The sequence below is a fragment of the Arthrobacter sp. UYEF21 genome, from assembly GCF_040546085.1.
Classification (GTDB): domain Bacteria; phylum Actinomycetota; class Actinomycetes; order Actinomycetales; family Micrococcaceae; genus Arthrobacter.
On the sequence record NZ_JBEPNF010000016.1, the window covers coordinates 39,889 to 58,648 of the forward strand.

12 protein-coding genes and 2 pseudogenes are annotated in these 18,760 nt (G+C 64.2%); 11 read left to right on the forward strand and 3 right to left on the reverse strand.

Annotated elements, in window-relative coordinates:
• Positions 1-111: 111 nt before the first annotated feature.
• Positions 112-1,275: a LysR substrate-binding domain-containing protein gene (locus tag ABIB27_RS15630; protein WP_354217413.1), complete on the reverse strand. Its 1,164-nt coding sequence runs from the start codon at positions 1,273-1,275 to the stop codon at positions 112-114.
• Positions 1,276-1,455: 180 nt separating this feature from the next.
• Here ABIB27_RS15630 and ABIB27_RS15635 point away from each other — a divergent pair, with 180 nt between their 5' ends.
• On the forward strand, positions 1,456-2,151 hold the full coding sequence (locus ABIB27_RS15635) for a maleylpyruvate isomerase family mycothiol-dependent enzyme (protein WP_354217376.1): 696 nt from the start codon (positions 1,456-1,458) through the stop codon (positions 2,149-2,151).
• Between the two features lie 291 nt (positions 2,152-2,442).
• A pseudogene (locus ABIB27_RS19485) lies at positions 2,443-3,524 on the forward strand (IS630 family transposase).
• A 1-nt stretch (position 3,525) separates the two neighbouring features.
• Here ABIB27_RS19485 and ABIB27_RS15650 read toward each other — a convergent pair.
• Positions 3,526-3,990: pseudogene (locus tag ABIB27_RS15650) on the reverse strand (SDR family oxidoreductase); the annotation flags it as partial.
• 269 nt (positions 3,991-4,259) lie between these two features.
• Here ABIB27_RS15650 and aceE point away from each other — a divergent pair.
• The 3 genes from aceE (at position 4,260) to ABIB27_RS15665 (ending at position 10,595) form a co-directional block, all read left to right on the forward strand.
• On the forward strand, positions 4,260-7,001 hold the full coding sequence (gene aceE / locus ABIB27_RS15655; RefSeq protein ID WP_354217378.1) for a pyruvate dehydrogenase (acetyl-transferring), homodimeric type: 2,742 nt from the start codon (positions 4,260-4,262) through the stop codon (positions 6,999-7,001).
• Positions 7,002-8,010: 1,009 nt separating this feature from the next.
• A complete protein-coding gene (pucL, locus tag ABIB27_RS15660; RefSeq protein ID WP_354217379.1) occupies positions 8,011-8,919 on the forward strand; it encodes a factor-independent urate hydroxylase in 909 nt (302 codons plus the stop codon).
• A gap of 167 nt (positions 8,920-9,086) precedes the next feature.
• On the forward strand, positions 9,087-10,595 hold the full coding sequence (locus tag ABIB27_RS15665) for a nucleobase:cation symporter-2 family protein (RefSeq protein ID WP_354217381.1): 1,509 nt from the start codon (positions 9,087-9,089) through the stop codon (positions 10,593-10,595).
• A 132-nt stretch (positions 10,596-10,727) separates the two neighbouring features.
• Here the strand turns inward: ABIB27_RS15665 and ABIB27_RS15670 are convergent, their stop codons facing one another.
• Positions 10,728-11,483, reverse strand: a complete 756-nt coding sequence (locus ABIB27_RS15670) for an IclR family transcriptional regulator (RefSeq protein WP_354217382.1) — start codon at positions 11,481-11,483, stop codon at positions 10,728-10,730.
• 204 nt (positions 11,484-11,687) lie between these two features.
• Between ABIB27_RS15670 and ABIB27_RS15675 the strand changes: the two genes are divergently transcribed.
• The 6 genes from ABIB27_RS15675 to ABIB27_RS15700 all read left to right on the forward strand — a co-directional run bounded on the left by ABIB27_RS15675 (position 11,688) and on the right by ABIB27_RS15700 (position 18,743).
• Complete coding sequence (locus tag ABIB27_RS15675) at positions 11,688-13,097, forward strand: NAD-dependent malic enzyme (RefSeq protein WP_354217383.1); 1,410 nt, start codon at positions 11,688-11,690, stop codon at positions 13,095-13,097.
• A 26-nt stretch (positions 13,098-13,123) separates the two neighbouring features.
• A complete protein-coding gene (gene aceB / locus ABIB27_RS15680; protein WP_354217384.1) occupies positions 13,124-14,722 on the forward strand; it encodes a malate synthase A in 1,599 nt (532 codons plus the stop codon).
• 3 nt (positions 14,723-14,725) lie between these two features.
• Positions 14,726-15,997 carry a DUF6986 family protein gene (locus ABIB27_RS15685; protein ID WP_354217385.1) on the forward strand — a complete coding sequence of 424 codons (1,272 nt, stop codon included), beginning with the start codon at positions 14,726-14,728 and terminating at the stop codon, positions 15,995-15,997.
• A gap of 15 nt (positions 15,998-16,012) precedes the next feature.
• A complete protein-coding gene (locus ABIB27_RS15690; protein WP_354217386.1) occupies positions 16,013-16,825 on the forward strand; it encodes a bifunctional allantoicase/(S)-ureidoglycine aminohydrolase in 813 nt (270 codons plus the stop codon).
• 197 nt (positions 16,826-17,022) lie between these two features.
• Positions 17,023-17,823, forward strand: a complete 801-nt coding sequence (locus ABIB27_RS15695) for a hydroxypyruvate isomerase family protein (protein ID WP_354217387.1) — start codon at positions 17,023-17,025, stop codon at positions 17,821-17,823.
• Positions 17,712-18,743: a 2-hydroxy-3-oxopropionate reductase gene (locus ABIB27_RS15700; RefSeq protein ID WP_502909234.1), complete on the forward strand. Its 1,032-nt coding sequence runs from the start codon at positions 17,712-17,714 to the stop codon at positions 18,741-18,743. The genes ABIB27_RS15695 and ABIB27_RS15700 overlap by 112 nt, the downstream gene beginning before the upstream one ends.
• The last annotated feature ends 17 nt before the right edge of the window (positions 18,744-18,760 follow it).

Genomic DNA, 18,760 nt, shown 5'->3' on the forward strand with positions numbered 1-18,760 from the left:
CCTTTCACGCGCCCATGCCACGGCGGCCGCGGTGCTCCCGGAATGGCGACGTGGTGTTGGCGTCGGCCGAAAATGTGAGCCGCCAACGAAGTTAACAGTCACACACCAGACTCATCCTGACAGTCCGTGATGCGTCAGCTTTGTTAGCACCGCGTTGGCGGTCTTCAGAAATTGTCGCGTCAACCCGTCAACTTCCCCGTCCGGCAAAACGGCAGATAGTTGGGATGTTGCGTCGTTGTCTGCCAGGTCGCCGTAGACAAGCCCCGGCAGCACCGTGGCTCGCATCGAGGCTGGAACGATGGCCAGACCCATACCGCTGGCGACCAGCCCCAGTGTCGTGGGGAAGGCCAGCACCTCCATCGCGTCGCTTAGATCAATGCCTGCCTGGTGGCAGAGTGTGGAAATCGTCCGCGACATTGCGGGAGCAACATGCTTCGGGTGGTCTGAGATCCGCCAGGACACCTCGCTGCGGCTCAAGCCCTGGAAGACGTGCGGGATGAAGTCGAACGTTCCGGCGCGTTGCCCGTAGGCCAGGCCCTTCAGCAGGGAGGTGCCGTCCGGCTTGGAGAACCAGGCGAGCTGGTCGTAGAAGTGCTTGGTCTTGTCGTCATCGAAGATCGTCCGCGGGACGATGTTCAGCTCGGCCGGCGGCCACAGTCCCGTGGAGATGAACGCTTCGTAGAGCGGGTCACCGATCCGGTCCAGGTTGAAGTCGCCAAGCACGATCAGGTTCGAGTTCCAGTCATTGGGCCGGGCCGCCCAGTCATGCATCCACTGCGCGAAGGCCGTGATCTCCGGCAGCCGCTCCGCGGGGCTCCTGCCCCAGAGGATGTGCACGGACGCGAGGGTGAACTCCACCCCGTTCCTGGCGAAGCTGGCGGTGTAGGGGGTGCGGGCGAACTGTCGTTGCGGGTCCTCCCCGATCGGGGGCAGCACGATCTCCCCGACCAGGCCCGAGGGCTGGACCCGTGTGCTGTCATACAGGAAGGCAATGCGTTCGCCGTTGCCGGCGGCTCCTTCGGTCGCGTCCGAGATGATGACTCGCCAGTCCGGTCCGAGGCTGGAAACGAGCCGCTTCAGGGCCAGCGGGTTGCGGCGGGATTCCTGGACGGCGACGACGTCGAACCGGGAGATCATTGCGGCCAGGCAGGCGATGGCATGCCAGTCCCGCTTGGGTGAGTCTTTCGGCCCGGCCAGCCACTGGGCGGTCAGATCCCCCAGCGCGCGGATGTTCCAGGTCCCGACCAGGAGGTTGGACGCTGTTCTGGCGGGGATGGCAGCGCTGCCTGCAGCCGGTCCAAGTCTTCGGTTACTGCTGCCGGCGGCTGCTCAGTCATGCCTCCATGCAAGCAGACGGGCCGTGGGATGCAAGCAGGCGCACCAGGGGGAAGGGTGCTGGCTAGGAGTTGCCAGGCACCAGCGCCAGCCGGCTGTGCCTTCGGATAGGCTCGACCCATGTTGCCTGAACGCCACCTTGCCGAGCTCGCCCACAGTCTCGACGCCCTTGGTGCCCTGGCCAGCCGGCCGGAGGACATTCTGGACCGACCCGTTCCGGCTTGTCCGGGATGGACACTTGATGTCCTCTTCGGGCATCTCGGTTCGATAGAACGATGGGCTGCAGGGGTGATTCGGGCAGGCAAGTTCGTAGAGGAGCCGGCCGCACCCACCGGGAGGGCCGCGCCCTGGTTCCTCGAAGGGGCACCAGGCTTTCTGGCCGCGATGGCATCAGTGGACCCTGTGGCGCCCTGCTGGAACTTCGGTCCTCCCCCGCGGACGGCCGGGTTCTGGCTTCGCCGCCAGGCACACGAACACGCCGTCCACTTGGTCGACGCCCACCAGACAGCCGGCCTGGCCGACCCGGTGTTCAGTGAAGAGTTCCTGCTCGACGGGATCGACGAGGCCTTGGCCGTGTTCGCCCCGAGACAGCTCCGGCTTGGCCGGATGACCGACCCGGGGAACGCCGTGACCTTCGCCCTGCCCGACGGCACGGCCTGGAATGTCGGCGAGGGGGACATCGCAGCGACGGTCATCGCGGCCCCCCATGAGATGTACCTGGGCCTCTGGGGACGCTCCAGCCTTTCGGAGACCGCCGTCCTGAAAGGCAACGCGGACCTTGCATTGCGTGTCATCCGCGGCCCGCTCACGCCGTGAGGCCTGGATGAGCCGGCGGCTTCCGTACCAGAACGACGGATCGACATCGACGGCGTCGAGTACCCGTCCGCCGGCCAGTCCGCATGGGCCGGTTTGGCCACCATGCCCGGACTGCCTGCCACCGTCATACCTGCCGGCCGGTCCCCGGAGGGGCCGCCGGTGGGAGTGCAGCTCATCAGTCCGATGTTCGAGGACCGTACCCCGCTACCACTGGCTTCTCGGGCGGACGATCGGCGGCTTCGAGCCACCGAAGTAGGGCCTGCAGCCGTCCGATAACCGAACCGGGGGGCTTTGGAGGCGCTGACCCGCGGGAAGGCATCCTCCGCGACGTTGGCGTTGCGGGCGCGCACGGTTTTGTTGGCTGCCGACGGGATGCCGAATATCCGGATCGAGCAAATCACCGGGTTTTCGGCACCCACGGTCTTGAAGTGGCGCAACCGCTATGCCGAGGGCGGGATCGAGGCCCTGTCCGATGTCCAGCGCCCGGGCAGGGAGCGGGAGATAGACGAACTGGCCCTGATCGCGGACACCCTGACCAACGACGGGAAGCCCCCGGCAGAGTTGGGGATCTCGCACTGGTCCGCCCGGATCATGGCCGAACGCCACGGAGTCTCCTTTTCCTCTGTGGCCCGGATCTGGCGCCGTTGGAAAATTCAGCCGCACCGGCTCGAGAAGTTCAAGTTCTCCACCGACCCCGCCCTGGAGTCCAAGCTCCGGGACGTGGTGGGCCTGTACATGTCCCCGCCGGAAAACGCGGTGGTGGTGAGTATCGATGAGTTATGCGAAGCTTCGCATGACTCATCTGATGTGACTTCGCATCAGATGAGAAAACCCCAATCCAGGCCCTGTCCCGTACCGGCCCGGATCAGCCGTTGTCCTCGACGCACCCGCTGCAGCAGACCCACGATTACAAGCGCAACGGCACCACCACCTTGTTCGCCGCCCTCGAGGTCCTCACGGGCAAACTCAGCGCGAACGCCTTCTATCCCAAGCACACCAACATCGAGTTCGTCGACTTCCTTAGCCGGGCAGCCGACGCCCACCCCGGGGTTGAGCTCCATGTCATCTGCGACAATTACGCGACGCATAAGCACCAGAACGTGAAGGACTGGCTGGCCGACAACCCGCGGGTCACCCTCCACTTCACCCCGACCAGCTGTTCCTGGCTGAACATGGTGGAGATCTTCTTCGGGATCATCACCCGCCAGTGCCTCAAACGCGGGGCATTCAGCTCCGTGAAAGAACTGGAAGAAACCATGGAACGCTACATCGAGAACTACAACCAGAACGCCAAACCATTCATCTGGACCAAATCAGCGGAGTATCTCCTGGGCAAGATGAAACGCAAACAAACCATTAACACGGAACACTAGCGACCGTGTATGCCACGGTACGGGGGCGAGGTGAATGCTCGGCAATGGAACGTTGTTGGTAATGCGGCCGCCCAGCGGCAACTGGACTTTCATGACCCGGACCGCTGCTGCGGAGCACAGCATCGAACCGGTCAGGCTGACGGCCACGATTGCATCCCCGCTCCCCCGCGCTTATCGCATCCACTGAGGCAGCGGCCCCGAAGGTTCCCGCGTTGCTGAACGGGACGTCCACCCTGCCCCGGCGCCGGACAGCTTCGGCGAAGAGACGCTCGACATCGATCGGCACGGTGACGTCACACACCACCGAGTGCGCCTGGGGGTGATCCCCTGCAGGCTCGATCAATTGTTGCCGGCGGCGTCCTCCCAGGACAACCCGCTGACCCTCGGCAAGCCTTAGCCGGGCAACCGCTCTGCCGATACCGGAGCCGGATCCGGATCCGGATCCGGTCACAAAGGCAACTTTGATCCTTGGCTCGGGGTGGTGGTCACGAAACTCCTTCTGACTTGGAACGGGACAACGGACCCCGCCGAGAAGGAGCCCGCAATGCAGCGGGTAGGGCTGTCAGCCGGGGGCCGTGCTGACAGCCCCACTCCTCCTCAAGCGTGCGCCTTGAGGCGTTATCGGCCAAGGCCGCTTGACGGCCCCCATCCTCATCGCTAATCTCGAATAGCAAGAAAGTTTTCTCACAATATGAAACTTCTTGCCAAACATTCAACGATGAAGAGAGACTGGCCATGGCTGCAGGAGAAGATACCTCCCATATCCTCAGCGGGTTGACAAACCAGCTGCCTGATCGTGATCCGGAAGAGACCGCCGAGTGGCTGGAGTCCCTGGACACGCTGATTCAGGAACAGGGCACCGAGCGTGCCCAGTACATAATTCGCAGCCTGCTCCAGCGGGCCGGCGCGCAGAGCGTGGGTGTTCCGATGGTCACCACCACGGACTACGTCAACACGATCCCGGTGGACCAGGAGGCGCCGTTCCCCGGGGACGAGGAGATCGAGCGGAAGTACCGTGCCTGGCTGCGGTGGAACGCCGCGGTCATGGTGCACCGGGCGCAGCGGGCCGATATCGGCGTCGGCGGGCACATCTCGACCTATGCCGGGGCCGCGACCCTGTACGAGGTCGGGTTCAACCACTTCTTCCGCGGCAAGGACCACCACGGCGGCGGGGACCAGGTCTTCTTCCAGGGCCACGCCTCCCCCGGCATGTACGCCCGCGCCTTCATGGAAGGCCGTTTGTCCGAGGAGGACCTGGACGGGTTCCGCCAGGAGAAGTCCAAGGAAGGGCACGCGCTTTCGTCCTACCCGCACCCGCGGCTCATGCCGGAGTTCTGGGAGTTCCCCACGGTCTCCATGGGCATCGGCCCGATGAACGCCATTTACCAGGCGCAGTCCAACCGCTACCTGCACAACCGCGGCATCAAGGACACCTCGGACCAGCAGGTCTGGGCGTTCCTGGGCGACGGCGAAATGGACGAGCCCGAGTCCCGCGGCCTGCTCCAGCTCGCCGCGAACGACAAGCTGGACAACCTGAACTTCGTCATCAACTGTAACCTCCAGCGCCTCGACGGACCCGTCCGCGGCAACGGCAAGATCATGCAGGAACTCGAGGCGTTCTTCCGCGGCGCCGGCTGGAACGTCATCAAGGTCGTCTGGGGCCGCGAGTGGGACAACCTGCTGGCCAAGGACGAGGACGGCTCGCTCGTGAAGATCATGAACGAGACGGTCGACGGGGACTACCAGACGTACAAGGCCGAGTCCGGCGCGTTCGTCCGCGAGCACTTCTTCGGCCAGACCCCGCAGACCAAGGAAATGGTCCAGGACCTCTCCGACGACGAGATCTGGAACCTCAAGCGCGGCGGCCACGACTACAACAAGGTCTACGCCGCCTACAAGGCCGCCACCGAGTTCAAGGGCAAGCCCACGGTCATCCTGGCGCACACGGTCAAGGGCTACGGCCTGGGCACCCACTTCGAGGGCCGCAACGCGACCCACCAGATGAAGAAGCTCACGATGGCGGACCTCAAGGCCTTCCGCGACCACCTGCGCATCCCGATCACGGACGAGCAGCTGGAAGCGGACCTGTACCGGCCGCCGTATTACCACCCCGGCATGGACTCCCCGGAGATCCAGTACCTCATGGGCCGCCGCAAGGAACTCGGCGGTTTCGTCCCCGAGCGCCGCTCCGAGCACGCCGAGATCACCCTCCCGGACGAGAAGACCTACGCGTTCACCAACCGCGGCTCCGGCAAGCAGATGGCGGCCACCACGATGGCGTTTGTCCGCCTGCTCAAGGACCTCATGCGGGACAAGGAGTTCGGCAAGCGGATCGTGCCGATCGTCCCGGATGAATCCAGGACCTTCGGCATGGACGCCTTCTTCCCGACGGCGAAGGTCTACAGCCCGGACGGCCAGAACTACCTCTCCGTGGACCGCGAGCTCGTCCTGGCGTATAAAGAATCGGCACAGGGTCAACTGATCCACCCTGGTATCAACGAGGCCGGGGCCGTGGCAGCCTTCACCGCCGCCGGAACCTCCTACGCCACCCACGGCGAACCGCTCATCCCGGTCTACGTCTTCTACTCGATGTTCGGGTTCCAGCGCACCGGGGACTCCTTCTGGGCCGCGGCGGACCAGATGACGCGCGGGTTCATCATCGGCGCCACCGCGGGCCGGACCACCCTCACCGGCGAAGGCCTGCAGCACGCCGACGGGCACTCCCCGCTCCTGGCCTCCACCAACCCCGCCGTCGTCACCTACGACCCGGCGTACGGCTACGAGATCGGCGTGATCATCCGCGACGGCCTGAACCGGATGTACGGCCCCGCCTCAACAGACCGGAACCTGATGTACTACCTCACGGTCTACAATGAGCCCATCATCCAGCCCCCGGCACCGGAGAACATGGACGTCGAGGGCATCATCAAGGGCATCTACCTACTGGCGCCGGCCAAAATTGACGGCCCGCGCACGCAGATCCTCGCATCCGGCGTGTCTGTCCCCTGGGCTCTGGAAGCCCAGCGGGTCCTCGCCGAGGACTGGGGCGTCTCCGCCGACGTCTGGTCCGTGACGTCCTGGAGCGAACTGCGCCGCGACGCCATGGCCGCCGAGGAGGAGGCTTTCCTCAACCCCGGCCAGCCCGCCCGCGTCCCGTTCGTCACCGAACAGCTCGCCGGCGCGACGGGTCCGATTGTGGCCGTGACCGACTACATGAAGGCCGTGCCGGACCAGATCCGCCAGTTCCTCCCGAACGAGTTCGCCTCCCTCGGTGCGGACGGCTTCGGCTTCTCGGATACCCGCGCCGCCGCACGCCGCTTCTTCAAGAATGACATCCACTCTGTAGTGGTCCGTTCCCTGCAGATGCTGGCCCGCCGAGGAGAGGTCGATGCCCAGGCTCCGGCCCACGCCATCGAGAAGTACAAGCTGCACAACGTCAACGCCGGCACCACCGGAGGGTCCGGCGGGGATTCCTGACGGACTTTAGGGGCCCCTGCAGCTTTGAGGGCCGCTGATGATTCAGTGCTCGACCAGGCAGGCGCCCGGCTGGGATATCCCAGCCGGGCATCTGCTGTGCAGTCGTTGAGAGCCTGGGCACGGGATCCGGGATCCCCGGCTGCCTCGGAAGCAGATACACGGCCGGCCCTCGGAGCCGTACAGGACACTGGTGGGTCAGGTGCTGTCCATGCGTGCAGGAGCAGACTTAAGGAGCACGTTCCGGTCGCTCTATGGTGCCGGTAAGCCCACTGGTTAGTCTTCTGGTGAGGGCACGGTTTCTTGTCCGCGGGACCGTGGATTGTTGCCGTCGAGCACGAATGTCAGATTTGTTGTTTATCCGCCCTCAACGGAACACAGACACCTTATTTCTGCAGGAAGCGGAAGGCGGAGGCGGATCGGTCCTGGTGGTGATCAACCCGCGCTGCGCACACCCGCCCCCATTTTCAGCGTCAGCGCGTACGCCGGCCGGCAAACGGGTGACTGTGCAGCCAGCGTGAAAAGCGGCCCGGGGTATCCTCCCGGACTGTGCGGGGGGAGAAATCCGGATCCGTTCCGCCGCCGGCAGGAAAATACAACTCCGGCGCTGACTCTGCCGACCTCGCCGCGGATTCCGTCTGAGCGGGTTCCCGTTCCGTCTCACGTGACATGATGGTCTCCAATGTCCGTATAATGAAAAACTTATCTTGCTTTATGAAAATATAACGGGCATCCGACGGACGGGTCAAGAGGTGCGGCGCCGTATCGGCCACGGGGCGGTCATCGAGGAAATTTTCAGATTGTGATGTACAACACGGATAAAGTGGTCTACTGTTCAAGGACATCGTGGTGCAAGTCACGAGACCTGGGAGCAGCAGGCAGGGTTGTAATGAGCTGACATCTATTGATGTCGGCTTTTTTGTTGGGTCGACAGCCATTGTGGCGCAGCGAAAAGCGTGCCTATTTTCAATGTGAATATTTTTTTTCACATCACGGAAGTTTGGAGCAGACCATGAGCAGCAAGATCATCCTCGGTGAAAACCAGTTCGGCAAGGCCGAAGTCCGGGTCGTCAGGATCACGCGGGATTCGGACCGTCACGAAATCGAGGACCTGAACGTCACCTCACAGCTTCGCGGCGATTTTTCCGCTGCGCACCTCGAGGGCGACAACAGCCACGTTGTACCGACCGACACCCAGAAGAACACGGTTTATGCCTTTGCTCGTGAGGGCATCGGCTCGCCGGAAGCCCTGCTGCTTCGTCTGGGCGATCACTTCACGTCCAGCTTCGACTGGGTCTCGGGCGGACGCTGGGAGGCTGAGGCTTACAGCTGGGACCGGATCCAGTCCCACGGCACCGCCCACGACCACTCGTTCGTGCGCAACGGCCAGGAAGTCCGCACCGCCGTCCTCGTCCGCGACGGTGACACGAACCACCTCATTTCCGGGCTCCGGGACCTGACCGTGCTCAAGACGACCCAGTCAGGCTTCGTCGACTACCCCAAGGACAAGTACACGACCCTGCAGGAGACCACCGACCGGATCCTCGCCACGGACGTCGCGGCGCGCTGGCGCTTCAAGACCGGAACGGACTTCAGCGGCCTCGACTTCAACAAGAGCTACGAAGATGTCAAGAGCCTTCTGCTGGAGGGCTTCACCGAGAACTACTCCCATGCCCTGCAGCAGACGCTCTTCGACATGGGCAAGAAGGTCCTTGAGGCCCACAGCGAGATCGATGAAATCAAGTTCTCGATGCCGAACAAGCACCATTTCCTGGTGGATCTCTCACCCTTCGGCCTGGACAACCCCAACGAAGTCTTCTTCGCCGCCGACCGGCCGTATGGCCTGATCGAGGCCACCGTCCAGCGTGAAGAATCCGCCCCGGCAGCCATTGCATGGTCGGGAATCGCGGGCTTCTGCTAAGGAAAAACGTCGCATGGCGCAGGCGCACCCACCGGCCTGCCTACCCGACCGCGTCACCGCCTCACCGAGCTATCCGCAGCACAGCAGCACCGCGTTAACCGCAGCCCAGTTAGCCAGACACCTGTTAGCCAGACGACGACGTCTGCCATGAACCAAGAAAGTCTGCCATGAACAAGAAGAACGCCAAGAATGCCGAAGAGGTGACCGGCGGCCGCACAGCTCCCGCTCGTCCCGAAGACGAACGGCTCTCCGTCGGGAGCAGCTTCGCCTACGGATTCCAGCATGTCCTGACCATGTACGGCGGTATCATCGCGGTGCCGCTGATCGTGGGCCAGGCAGCCGGCCTGGCGCCGGCCGACATCGGGATCCTGATCGCCGCCGCCCTGTTCATGGGCGGCCTGGCCACCCTGCTCCAGACCCTGGGACTCCCGTTCTTCGGCTCGCAACTGCCTCTCGTGCAGGGCGTTTCATTCGCCAGCGTAGCCACGATGGTGGCGATCGTCACCGGTGGCGGCGGACTGCCGTCAGTCTTTGGCGCCGTCATTGTCTCGGCGGCAATCGGTCTGTTGATCGCCCCGGTCTTTTCCAAGATCGTCCGGTTCTTCCCGCCCGTGGTGACGGGCACCGTCATCACCACCATCGGGCTGACCCTGATGCCCGTCGCGGCCAACTGGGCCATGGGCGGCAACCGGAAGTCCGAGGACTACGGCAGCATGGCCAACATCGGACTCGCTGCCATCACCCTCGCCCTGGTGCTGGTCCTGAGCAAGGTCGGCAGCGCCACCATTTCCCGCCTGTCGATCCTGCTGGCCATGGTGATCGGCACGATCGTCGCCGTCGTCACCGGCATGGCCAACTTTTCCAAAGTCGGCGACGGCCCCATCGTCGCCTTCCCCTCCCCGTTCCACCTGGGTGTCCCCACCTTTGAAATTGCAGCAATCATTTCAATGGTGATCGTTGTCCTGGTGATCCTGACCGAAACCATGGCCGACATTCTGGCCGTCGGCGAAATCGTCGGCACGAAGACCGACTCCAAGCGGATCGCAGCGGGTCTGCGTGCCGATATGGTCTCCAGCATGGTTGCCCCCGTCTTTGGTTCCTTCACGCAGAGCGCCTTTGCACAAAACGTAGGCCTGGTGGCCGTCACCAAGATCAAGAGCCGCTACGTGGTGGCGGCGGGCGGCGTGATTCTGGTCCTGCTGGGCCTGCTGCCGGTGCTGGGTCGCGTTGTCGCTGCCGTTCCTACGGCCGTCCTGGGTGGCGCCGGTATCGTGCTGTTCGGCACCGTGGCTGCCAGTGGTATCAGGACTCTCGCGAAGGTCGAGTACCGGAACAACATGAACCTGATTATCGTGGCGGCGTCGATCGGCTTCGGCATGGTCCCGATCGCCGCACCGACTTTCTATGACAAGTTCCCGGCCTGGTTTGGCACGATCTTCCACTCCGGCATCAGCTCCGCGGCCGTGATGGCGATCCTGCTGAACCTCCTGTTCAACCACCTTAAGGCCGGCAACTCCGAGAATCAGTCAGTTTTCGTGGCCGGCACCGGACGGGTCATCCGCAACGAAGACCTGAAGCTGCTAGCAGACGGCGACCACTTTGAAAACGGCAAACTGATCGACTGCGACGGCAAGGAAGTGCCCGTGGCACCGTTGGGCGACCCTGCCGAGCACTGACCCGCCGGCCGGAGCCCCCCGCTGAGGTCTATAGCAGCGGAAACCCCTGAAGCCCATGTTCACCAGGAACATGGGCTTCAGGGGTTTCCGCCGCTGACATCTCGCGGCGCGCTGCGATAGAGCGGCCCGGGCTTACCGGTGGTTCAGCTCACCCGAGATGACCTGGGCAGCAGCGCGCAGCAGCGGTACGGCACGCTCTGCGAAGGACTGATCCACGCGCGAGACCGGGCCGGACACCGAAATAGCCGACGGTGTCGGTGCACTGGGGACGGCCATGGCGAAGCAGCGGACGCCGATCTCCTGTTCCTCCTCGTCAATGGAGTAGCCGCGTTCGCGGATCAGTTTAAGATCCTGCAGCAGGGTGTCGATATCGCCGATGCTCTTCGAGGTGGCAACAGGCATCCCGCTGCGGTGGACGATGCCGCGGACGGTCTCGTCATCGAGCTGGGACAGGATGGCCTTGCCCACGCCCGTGGCGTGGGTGTGGGCCCGGCGGCCCACTTCGGTGAACATCCGCATGGAGTGCAACGAGGGCACCTGTGCCACATAGATGACCATGTCCGAGTCGAGCACAGCCATATTGGCTGTCTCGCCGAGCTGGTCCACGAGGGATTTCAGCTGCGGCCGGGCCAGGGCGCCGAGCTGCTGGTTGGCCCCTTCGCCCAGCCTGATCAGCCGGGGGCCCAGTGCATAGCGGCGGTTCGGCAGTTGGCGGATGTATCCCAGCGTCACGAGCGTGCGCAGGAGCCGGTGGATCGTGGGCAGCGGCAACTCCGTGGAGGACGAGAGTTCGCTGAGCGTGACCTCACCGCCGGCGTCGGTAATGAGTTCCAAGAGTTCGAAGACGCGCTCAACGGACTGCACGCCTCCGGGGGCTTTTTCAGCCATAACGGGGTCTCCTGCGGGATTGATGTGGCAATTAGTATCCACATCGTGAAAATACTTGGGTGCAAGAGTTAACAGTACGGCCCGAAGATGGAACCGGCACTCTAAGACTTGTATTTCCACAAAGTAGATAATAATATCCATAATACGAAACTTTTTGATTTAGCACAGCAGCCCAGACCTGGGCCCGAACTGGAGGAACATTCAATGGCGAACCCGAGCCCCGGAAATTCGATCACCCTGCGCGTGGACGCACCGTCCAGCTTCACCGCCACCAGCGAACTTGCAGCCGCCGTCGGCGCTGCCGGCGCTGCCATCACCGCCCTGGACGTCACCGAGTCCCACCATGAGACACTCGTGGTCGATGTCACCTGCAACACGACCGACGACGAGCATGCGGGCCGCGTGAAGGATGCGCTGAACGCACTTGAGGGCGTCACCGTCCGCAACGTTTCTGACCGCACCTTCCTCATGCACCTGGGCGGAAAACTCGAGGTTGTCCCCAAGGTGGCGCTGCGCAACCGCGACGATCTCTCCCGGGCCTACACTCCCGGGGTTGCCCGCGTCTGCCTGGCGATCGCAGAGAACCCCGACGCCGCCCGTAACCTGACGATCAAGCGCAACACTATCGCGGTTGTCACCGACGGCTCCGCTGTCCTGGGCCTGGGGAACATCGGTCCCGCGGCGGCTCTTCCGGTGATGGAAGGCAAGGCGGCCCTGTTCAAGCAGTTCGCCAACGTGGACGCGTGGCCGGTCTGCCTGGATACCCAGGACACCGAGGAGATCATCATGATCGTCAAGGCCCTCGCCCCTGTCTACGGCGGCGTGAACCTGGAGGACATCGCGGCACCGCGCTGCTTTGAGATCGAGAACCGGCTCCGCGAAGAACTGGACATTCCGGTCTTCCACGACGACCAGCACGGCACCGCCATCGTCACCCTGGCCGCGTTGACCAACGCACTGCGTGTCGTGGACAAAAAGCTTGGTGACGTCCGGATCGTGGTCTCCGGGGTCGGCGCCGCCGGGTCGGCCATCATCCAGCTGCTCAAGGCCCAGGGTGCCCGGCACATCATCGCCGCCGGACGCTCCGGTGCCATCCACTCCGGCGTGGACTACGACGACGAACACCGAACCTGGATCGCGGCCAACACCAATGAGGACGGTTTCTCCGGGACCCTGCACGAGGCGATCAAGGGCGCCGACGTCTTCATCGGCGTCAGCGCCCCCAACGTGATCGGCGAGGAGCAGGTCGCCGCCATGGCCAAGGACGCGATCGTCTTCGCCATGGCAAACCCGACCCCGGAAATCGACCCGGTCAGCGCGTCCCGGCACGCGGCAGTCGTGGCAACCGGCCGCAGCGACTTCCCGAACCAGATCAACAACGTGCTGGCCTTTCCCGGCTTCTTCCGCGGCCTGCTGGACGCCGGAGCGTCGGACATCATCCCGGAGATGCTGGTGGCGGCCGCCGAGGCAATCGCCAACCGGGTGGCTGACGATGAGCTCAATGCCAGCTACATTATCCCCAGCGTCTTCGATCCCCACGTTGCCGCCGACGTAGCGTCCGCGGTCGCCCACGCAGCCCATGCCGCCTCAGCCGCAAATTCCGTCAAAGCCTGATACACAGCCAAGGAAAGGACCGGACAATGGCGCACATAGTCACTGACCCGCACCCGATCGCACGTGCAGAGGAAATCCTGACGCCGGAGGCGCTGGCCTTTGTGGAGGAACTCCACAATCGCTTCGCCGGTACCCGTACCGACCTCCTCAAGGCCCGCACCGCGAAGCGCGAGCAAGTAGCCCGGACCGGGAAACTTGATTTCCTGCCGGAGACCCAAGACGTACGCAAGGGCACATGGGCGGTGGCCCCGGCACCAAAGGCGCTCCAGGACCGGCGCGTGGAAATGACCGGCCCAGCCACCCCCGCCAAAATGGCCATCAACGCACTGAACTCCGGCGCCAAGGTGTGGCTGGCAGATCTCGAGGATGCCAGCACACCCACCTGGCCCAACGTCATCGACGCACTCCTTAACCTCCGGGATGCCGCCGCCGGAACCCTTCGCTACACCTCCCCGGAAGGCAAGGAATACACCCTCCGGACAGACGCACCGCTCGCCGTCGTCGTCGCACGTCCCCGCGGCTGGCACATGGACGAACGCCACCTGCTCATTGACGGGCAGCCGGCCGTGGGTGCCCTCGTCGATTTCGGCCTGCACTTCTTCCACACCGCCCGGCAGCTGATCAGCAACGGCCACGGCCCGTACTACTACCTGCCCAAGATGGAGAGCCACCTCGAAGCACGGCTCTGGAATGACGTGTTTGTCTTCGCCCAGGACCACCTCGGCATCCCGCAGGGAACCGTCCGTGCCACGGTGCTGATCGAAACCATTCCTGCTGCGTTTGAAATGGACGAAATCCTTTACGAACTCCGCGACCACGCCTCGGGGCTCAACGCCGGCCGCTGGGACTACCTGTTCAGCATTATCAAGTACTTCCGCGACGCCGGTGCCAGCTTTGTTCTCCCGGACCGGGCCACGGTGGCCATGACGGCTCCGTTCATGCGCGCCTACACCGAGTTGCTGGTCAAGACCTGCCACCACCGCGGAGCATTCGCCATGGGTGGTATGGCCGCGGTGATCCCCAACCGGCGTGAACCCGAAGTCACAGCACAGGCCTTCGCAAAGGTCCGGGCGGACAAGACCCGCGAGGCGAACGACGGTTTTGACGGTTCCTGGGTGGCGCACCCTGACCTCGTTCCGATCTGTGCCGAGGTCTTTGACTCCGTCCTCGGCGCACGCCCCAACCAGCTGGACAAGCAGCGGCCGGAGGTGTCGGTCACCGCCGGCCAACTGCTGGATGTCGCATCAGCAGACGGGCAGGTCACCGAGGCAGGCCTGCGCCTGAACCTTTATGTTGCCGTGGCCTACACGGCGGTCTGGGTCTCGGGCAACGGCGCGGTGGCCATCCACAACCTCATGGAGGATGCGGCCACGGCCGAAATTTCCCGCTCCCAGGTGTGGCAGCAGATCCGCAACGCAGTGGTCCTCTCGGATACTGGCAACACGGTCACTCGCGAGCTGGTCGAGACGATCCTGGGTGAAGAAACGGAGAAACTGCGCGGCGAAGTGGGTCATGAGACCTTCGAGAAGTTCTACCTGCCTGCCAGTAAGCTGATCGGTGATATCTGCCTGTCCGAGGACTATACGGACTTCCTCACCACGCCCGCCTACGAATTGGTCGGCTGATATATGGGCATCAACGCTTCCTTGAGTCCAAGGGACCTGGCCGAAATCGAATCGCAACTGGCAGCGACCGACCGGCTGCTGGAGCAGAACTACCCGGGCGACGACGGCTCCCGCCAGCCGGTGCACACGGTCTATGTCCCGGCCGACCGGTTTACGCCGACATTCGCCGCGGACTGGGGCACCCAGGCGCTGGAGGCCGCGGACGCCCACGGCGGGCTGGTCCGCCTTGGCTCGCTTCTGGGCCAGGACGCTGAACTGGCAGAGTCGGTGGCTTCCCGGGTCGAGGCGAAGCTGCGCAGCGAACCGATCGAGGACCTCAGGCTTGACTTCGAGGATGGCTACGGGGACCGCGGAGACACCGCCGAGGACTCCGCTGCTGTCACGGCCGCCTCGGCCGTGACGGCCGCCGTCGCAGCCGGCACCGCACCGCCCTTCATCGGCATCCGCTTCAAGTGCTTTGAAGCCCCCACCCGGAACCGGGGGCTGCGCACGCTGGATCTCTTTATCTCCACGCTTGCCTCAGGCGGCGAGCTCCCGGAGGGCCTGATCCTTACCCTGCCCAAGGTCACCACGGTGGCCCAGGTGCAGGCCATGGACTATGCCGTCTCCCGGCTTGAGGAGATCCACTCATTGCCGCACGGACGGCTCAGGTTTGAAGTGCAGGTGGAAACACCCCAGCTGATCCTGGGCCCCGAGGGAACCTCGCCGGTAGCCCAGCTGGCACACATCGTCCCGGGCCGGATCAGCGGTTTGCACTACGGAACGTACGACTATTCCGCCTCCCTGCAGATCTCCGCCGAGTACCAGTCCATGGAGCACCCCGTGGCCGACTTCGCTAAAGAGGTCATGCAGCTGGCTGTCGCCGGCACGGGCATCCGCCTCTCCGACGGCTCGACCAACATCATCCCGGTGGGCGATGGCGTTGAAAATGCCTGGGCGATCCATGGCCGGCTGGTCCGCCGCTCGTTGGAGCGGGGCTACTACCAGGGCTGGGACCTGCATCCGGCCCAGCTGCCCAGCCGTTTTGCGGCGACGTATGCCTTCTACCGGCAGGGCCTTCCGGCCGCCGCGGCCCGTCTGCGAAACTATGTGCAACAAACCGAAGGCGGCGTCATGGACGAGCCGGCCACCGCCCGGGCACTGGCAGCGTTCGTGCTGCGAGGCGTCCAGTGCGGCGCTGTCGGTGCCGGCGAAGTCCAGGGGCTTGCCGGCGTCGGAGTCCCGACGCTAACCGCACTGGCCCACCCGCGGCTGGCCATCGCTTCCACCTCCTAAGTAAGGATCTAACCGATGGGCAAGTACTACACTCCCGAAGGCGGCCTGCCGCCGCAGACCCACCTCACGACCGAGCGCGCGATCGTCACGGAGGCTTATACGGTCATCCCCAAGGGTGTGCTGACGGACATCGTGACCAGCAACCTGCCGGGCTTCTCGAACACCCGCTCCTGGATCATCGCCCGCCCCATCTCCGGGTTCGCCACTACCTTCTCCCAGCTGATCGTGGAGATTGGTCCTGGCGGCGGCGCGCCCAAGGCGGAATTCGAGGCAGGCGTTGAAGGCGTCATCTTCGTGACCAGGGGCAAAGTCAACCTGACCCTTGACAGTGAACTGCACCAGCTCGAGGAAGGCGGCTACGCCTACATTGCTGCCGGCGCGCAGTGGGGCCTGGAAAATGTTTCGGACGATGTCGTGTCCTTCCACTGGATCCGCAAGGCTTACGAGCGGCTGGAAGGCTACGAGGCGAAATCCTTCGTCACGAGCGACCAGGAGGTCGAGCCGGGCGAAATGCCGGATGTCGACGGCGTCTGGAAGACCACGCGTTTCGCGGACCCCAACGACCTGGCACATGATATGCACGTGAACATCGTGACGTTCAAGCCCGGCGGTGTGATCCCATTCCCCGAAACCCATGTGATGGAGCACGGACTGTACGTTCTGGAGGGCAAGGGCATGTACTTGCTCAACAATGACTGGGTGGAGGTGGAGGCCGGCGACTTTATGTGGCTGCGCGCCTTCTGCCCGCAGGCCTGCTACGCCGGTGGCCCCGGCAACTTCCGATATCTGCTGTACAAGGATGTCAACCGTCAGATTCGCCTGACCTAATTATCCGTAAACGGCGCCCCGGCACATTCTGGCCGGGGCGCCGTCGTTTAATCGCCGCCCGGGCGTATCTGGGTTGACGGTGCGTGCCGCGAAGCCCTAAACTTTTCATAAAGCAAAATAAAGATTCCACAAAGCGGAATATCGAGAACGTGAAACCTGCCGGTTGTTGGCGGTTCAGAGGGCTAAGGACGAATCCAATGACGTATACCGTGAACTGCTCCATCCTGCTGACGGAACTGCCGCTCCTGGAACGGCCCGCAGCCGCCAAGGCGGCCGGCTTTGACGCTGTCGAATTCTGGTGGCCGTTTGACACCTCTGTTCCCTCGGACACCGAGGTTGCGACGTTCGAAAAGGCCATCACCGACGCCGGTGTCCAGCTCTCCGGCCTGAACTTCAACGCCGGCAACATGCCGGGAGGTGACCGCGGCCTGGTGTCCTGGCCGGCCCGCTCGGCCGAGTTCCTGGACAACATCGACGTCGTCGCCGGCATCGGGGAGCGCCTCGGCTGCAAAGCTTTCAACGCTCTCTACGGCAACCGCGTCGATGGGGAGTCCCCCGAGAAGCAGGATGCCGTCGGCGCCGAGAACCTCGCGACAGCAGCCGCCGGCGTCGCCCGGATCGGCGGCACCGTCCTCCTGGAGCCGGTCAGCGGAGCGCCGCGGTACCCGCTGCTCACCGCCGCCGACGCCCTGAAGGTGATCGCCCGGGTCAAGGAAGAATCCGGCGCGGACAACGTCAAGCTCCTCGCCGACTTCTACCACCTTGCCGTCAACGGCGACGACGTTGCCGCCGTCATCGAGCAGCACGCCAGGGACTTCGGTCACATCCAGATCGCCGACAACCCCGGCCGCGGAGCCCCCGGAACCGGCAACCTTCCGCTCGGCGAATGGATCTCCCGCAGCCGCGAACTCGGCTACACGGGCTACATCGGCCTCGAATACAAGGAACCGGCCGCAACGGCCTTCAACTGGGCAATCCGCCAGCCCGCCGCAAACTGACCGCGTACCCGGCCCCACACATTTCAGCAAAGGAAAACGTCATGAGCAACGTAACAGTCATCGGTCTCGGAATCATGGGCCTCCCCATGGCCGTCAACCTTGTCAAGGCCGGCCACAGCGTCACCGGCTTCAACCGCAGCCAGGACAAGATTGACGCGTTGATCGCCGAGGGCGGCCAGGGTGCAACGAGCATCGCTGATGCCGTCAAGGAAGCGGACGTCGTTATTACGATGGTGCCGGACTCCCCGGACGTCGAAGGCGTCGTCTCCGGACCCGAGGGCCTGTTCGCGAACGCGAAGCAGGGCACCCTCTGGATTGACGCCAGCAGCATCCGCCCGGATGTGGCCAAGCGGCTCGCGGACGATGCCCGGGCAGCCGGCATCCGCGCGCTGGACGCCCCGGTGTCCGGCGGCGAGCAGGGTGCCATCAACGCCGCCCTCTCCATCATGGTGGGCGGCAGCGCGGAAGACTTCGAGGCAGCACAGGACGTACTCAACGCTGTAGGCAAGACCATCGTCCATGTGGGCCCGGCCGGCTCCGGCCAGACGGTCAAGGCAGCCAACCAGCTGATCGTCGCCGTCAACATCCAGGTCCTGGGTGAAGCCGTCGCCTTCCTCGAGGCCTACGGTGTCGACACCGATGCGGCGCTCAAGGTCCTCGGCGGCGGCCTGGCCGGCTCCAAGGTCCTGGACCAGAAGGGCCAGAAGATGCTGGACCGCGACTTCGCGCCCGGCTTCCGCCTCGCCCTCCACCACAAGGACATGGGCATCGTCACTTCGGCCGCCCGCGAGGCCAACGTCTCACTTCCCCTCGGCGCCCTCGCCGCGCAGCTTGTCGCCGCCACCGTCAACCAGGGCGACGGCGGCCTCGACCACTCCGGACTGTTCAAGCAAACCCTCCAGCTCAGCGGCCGCAAGTAACACTGCCGCACATCAGC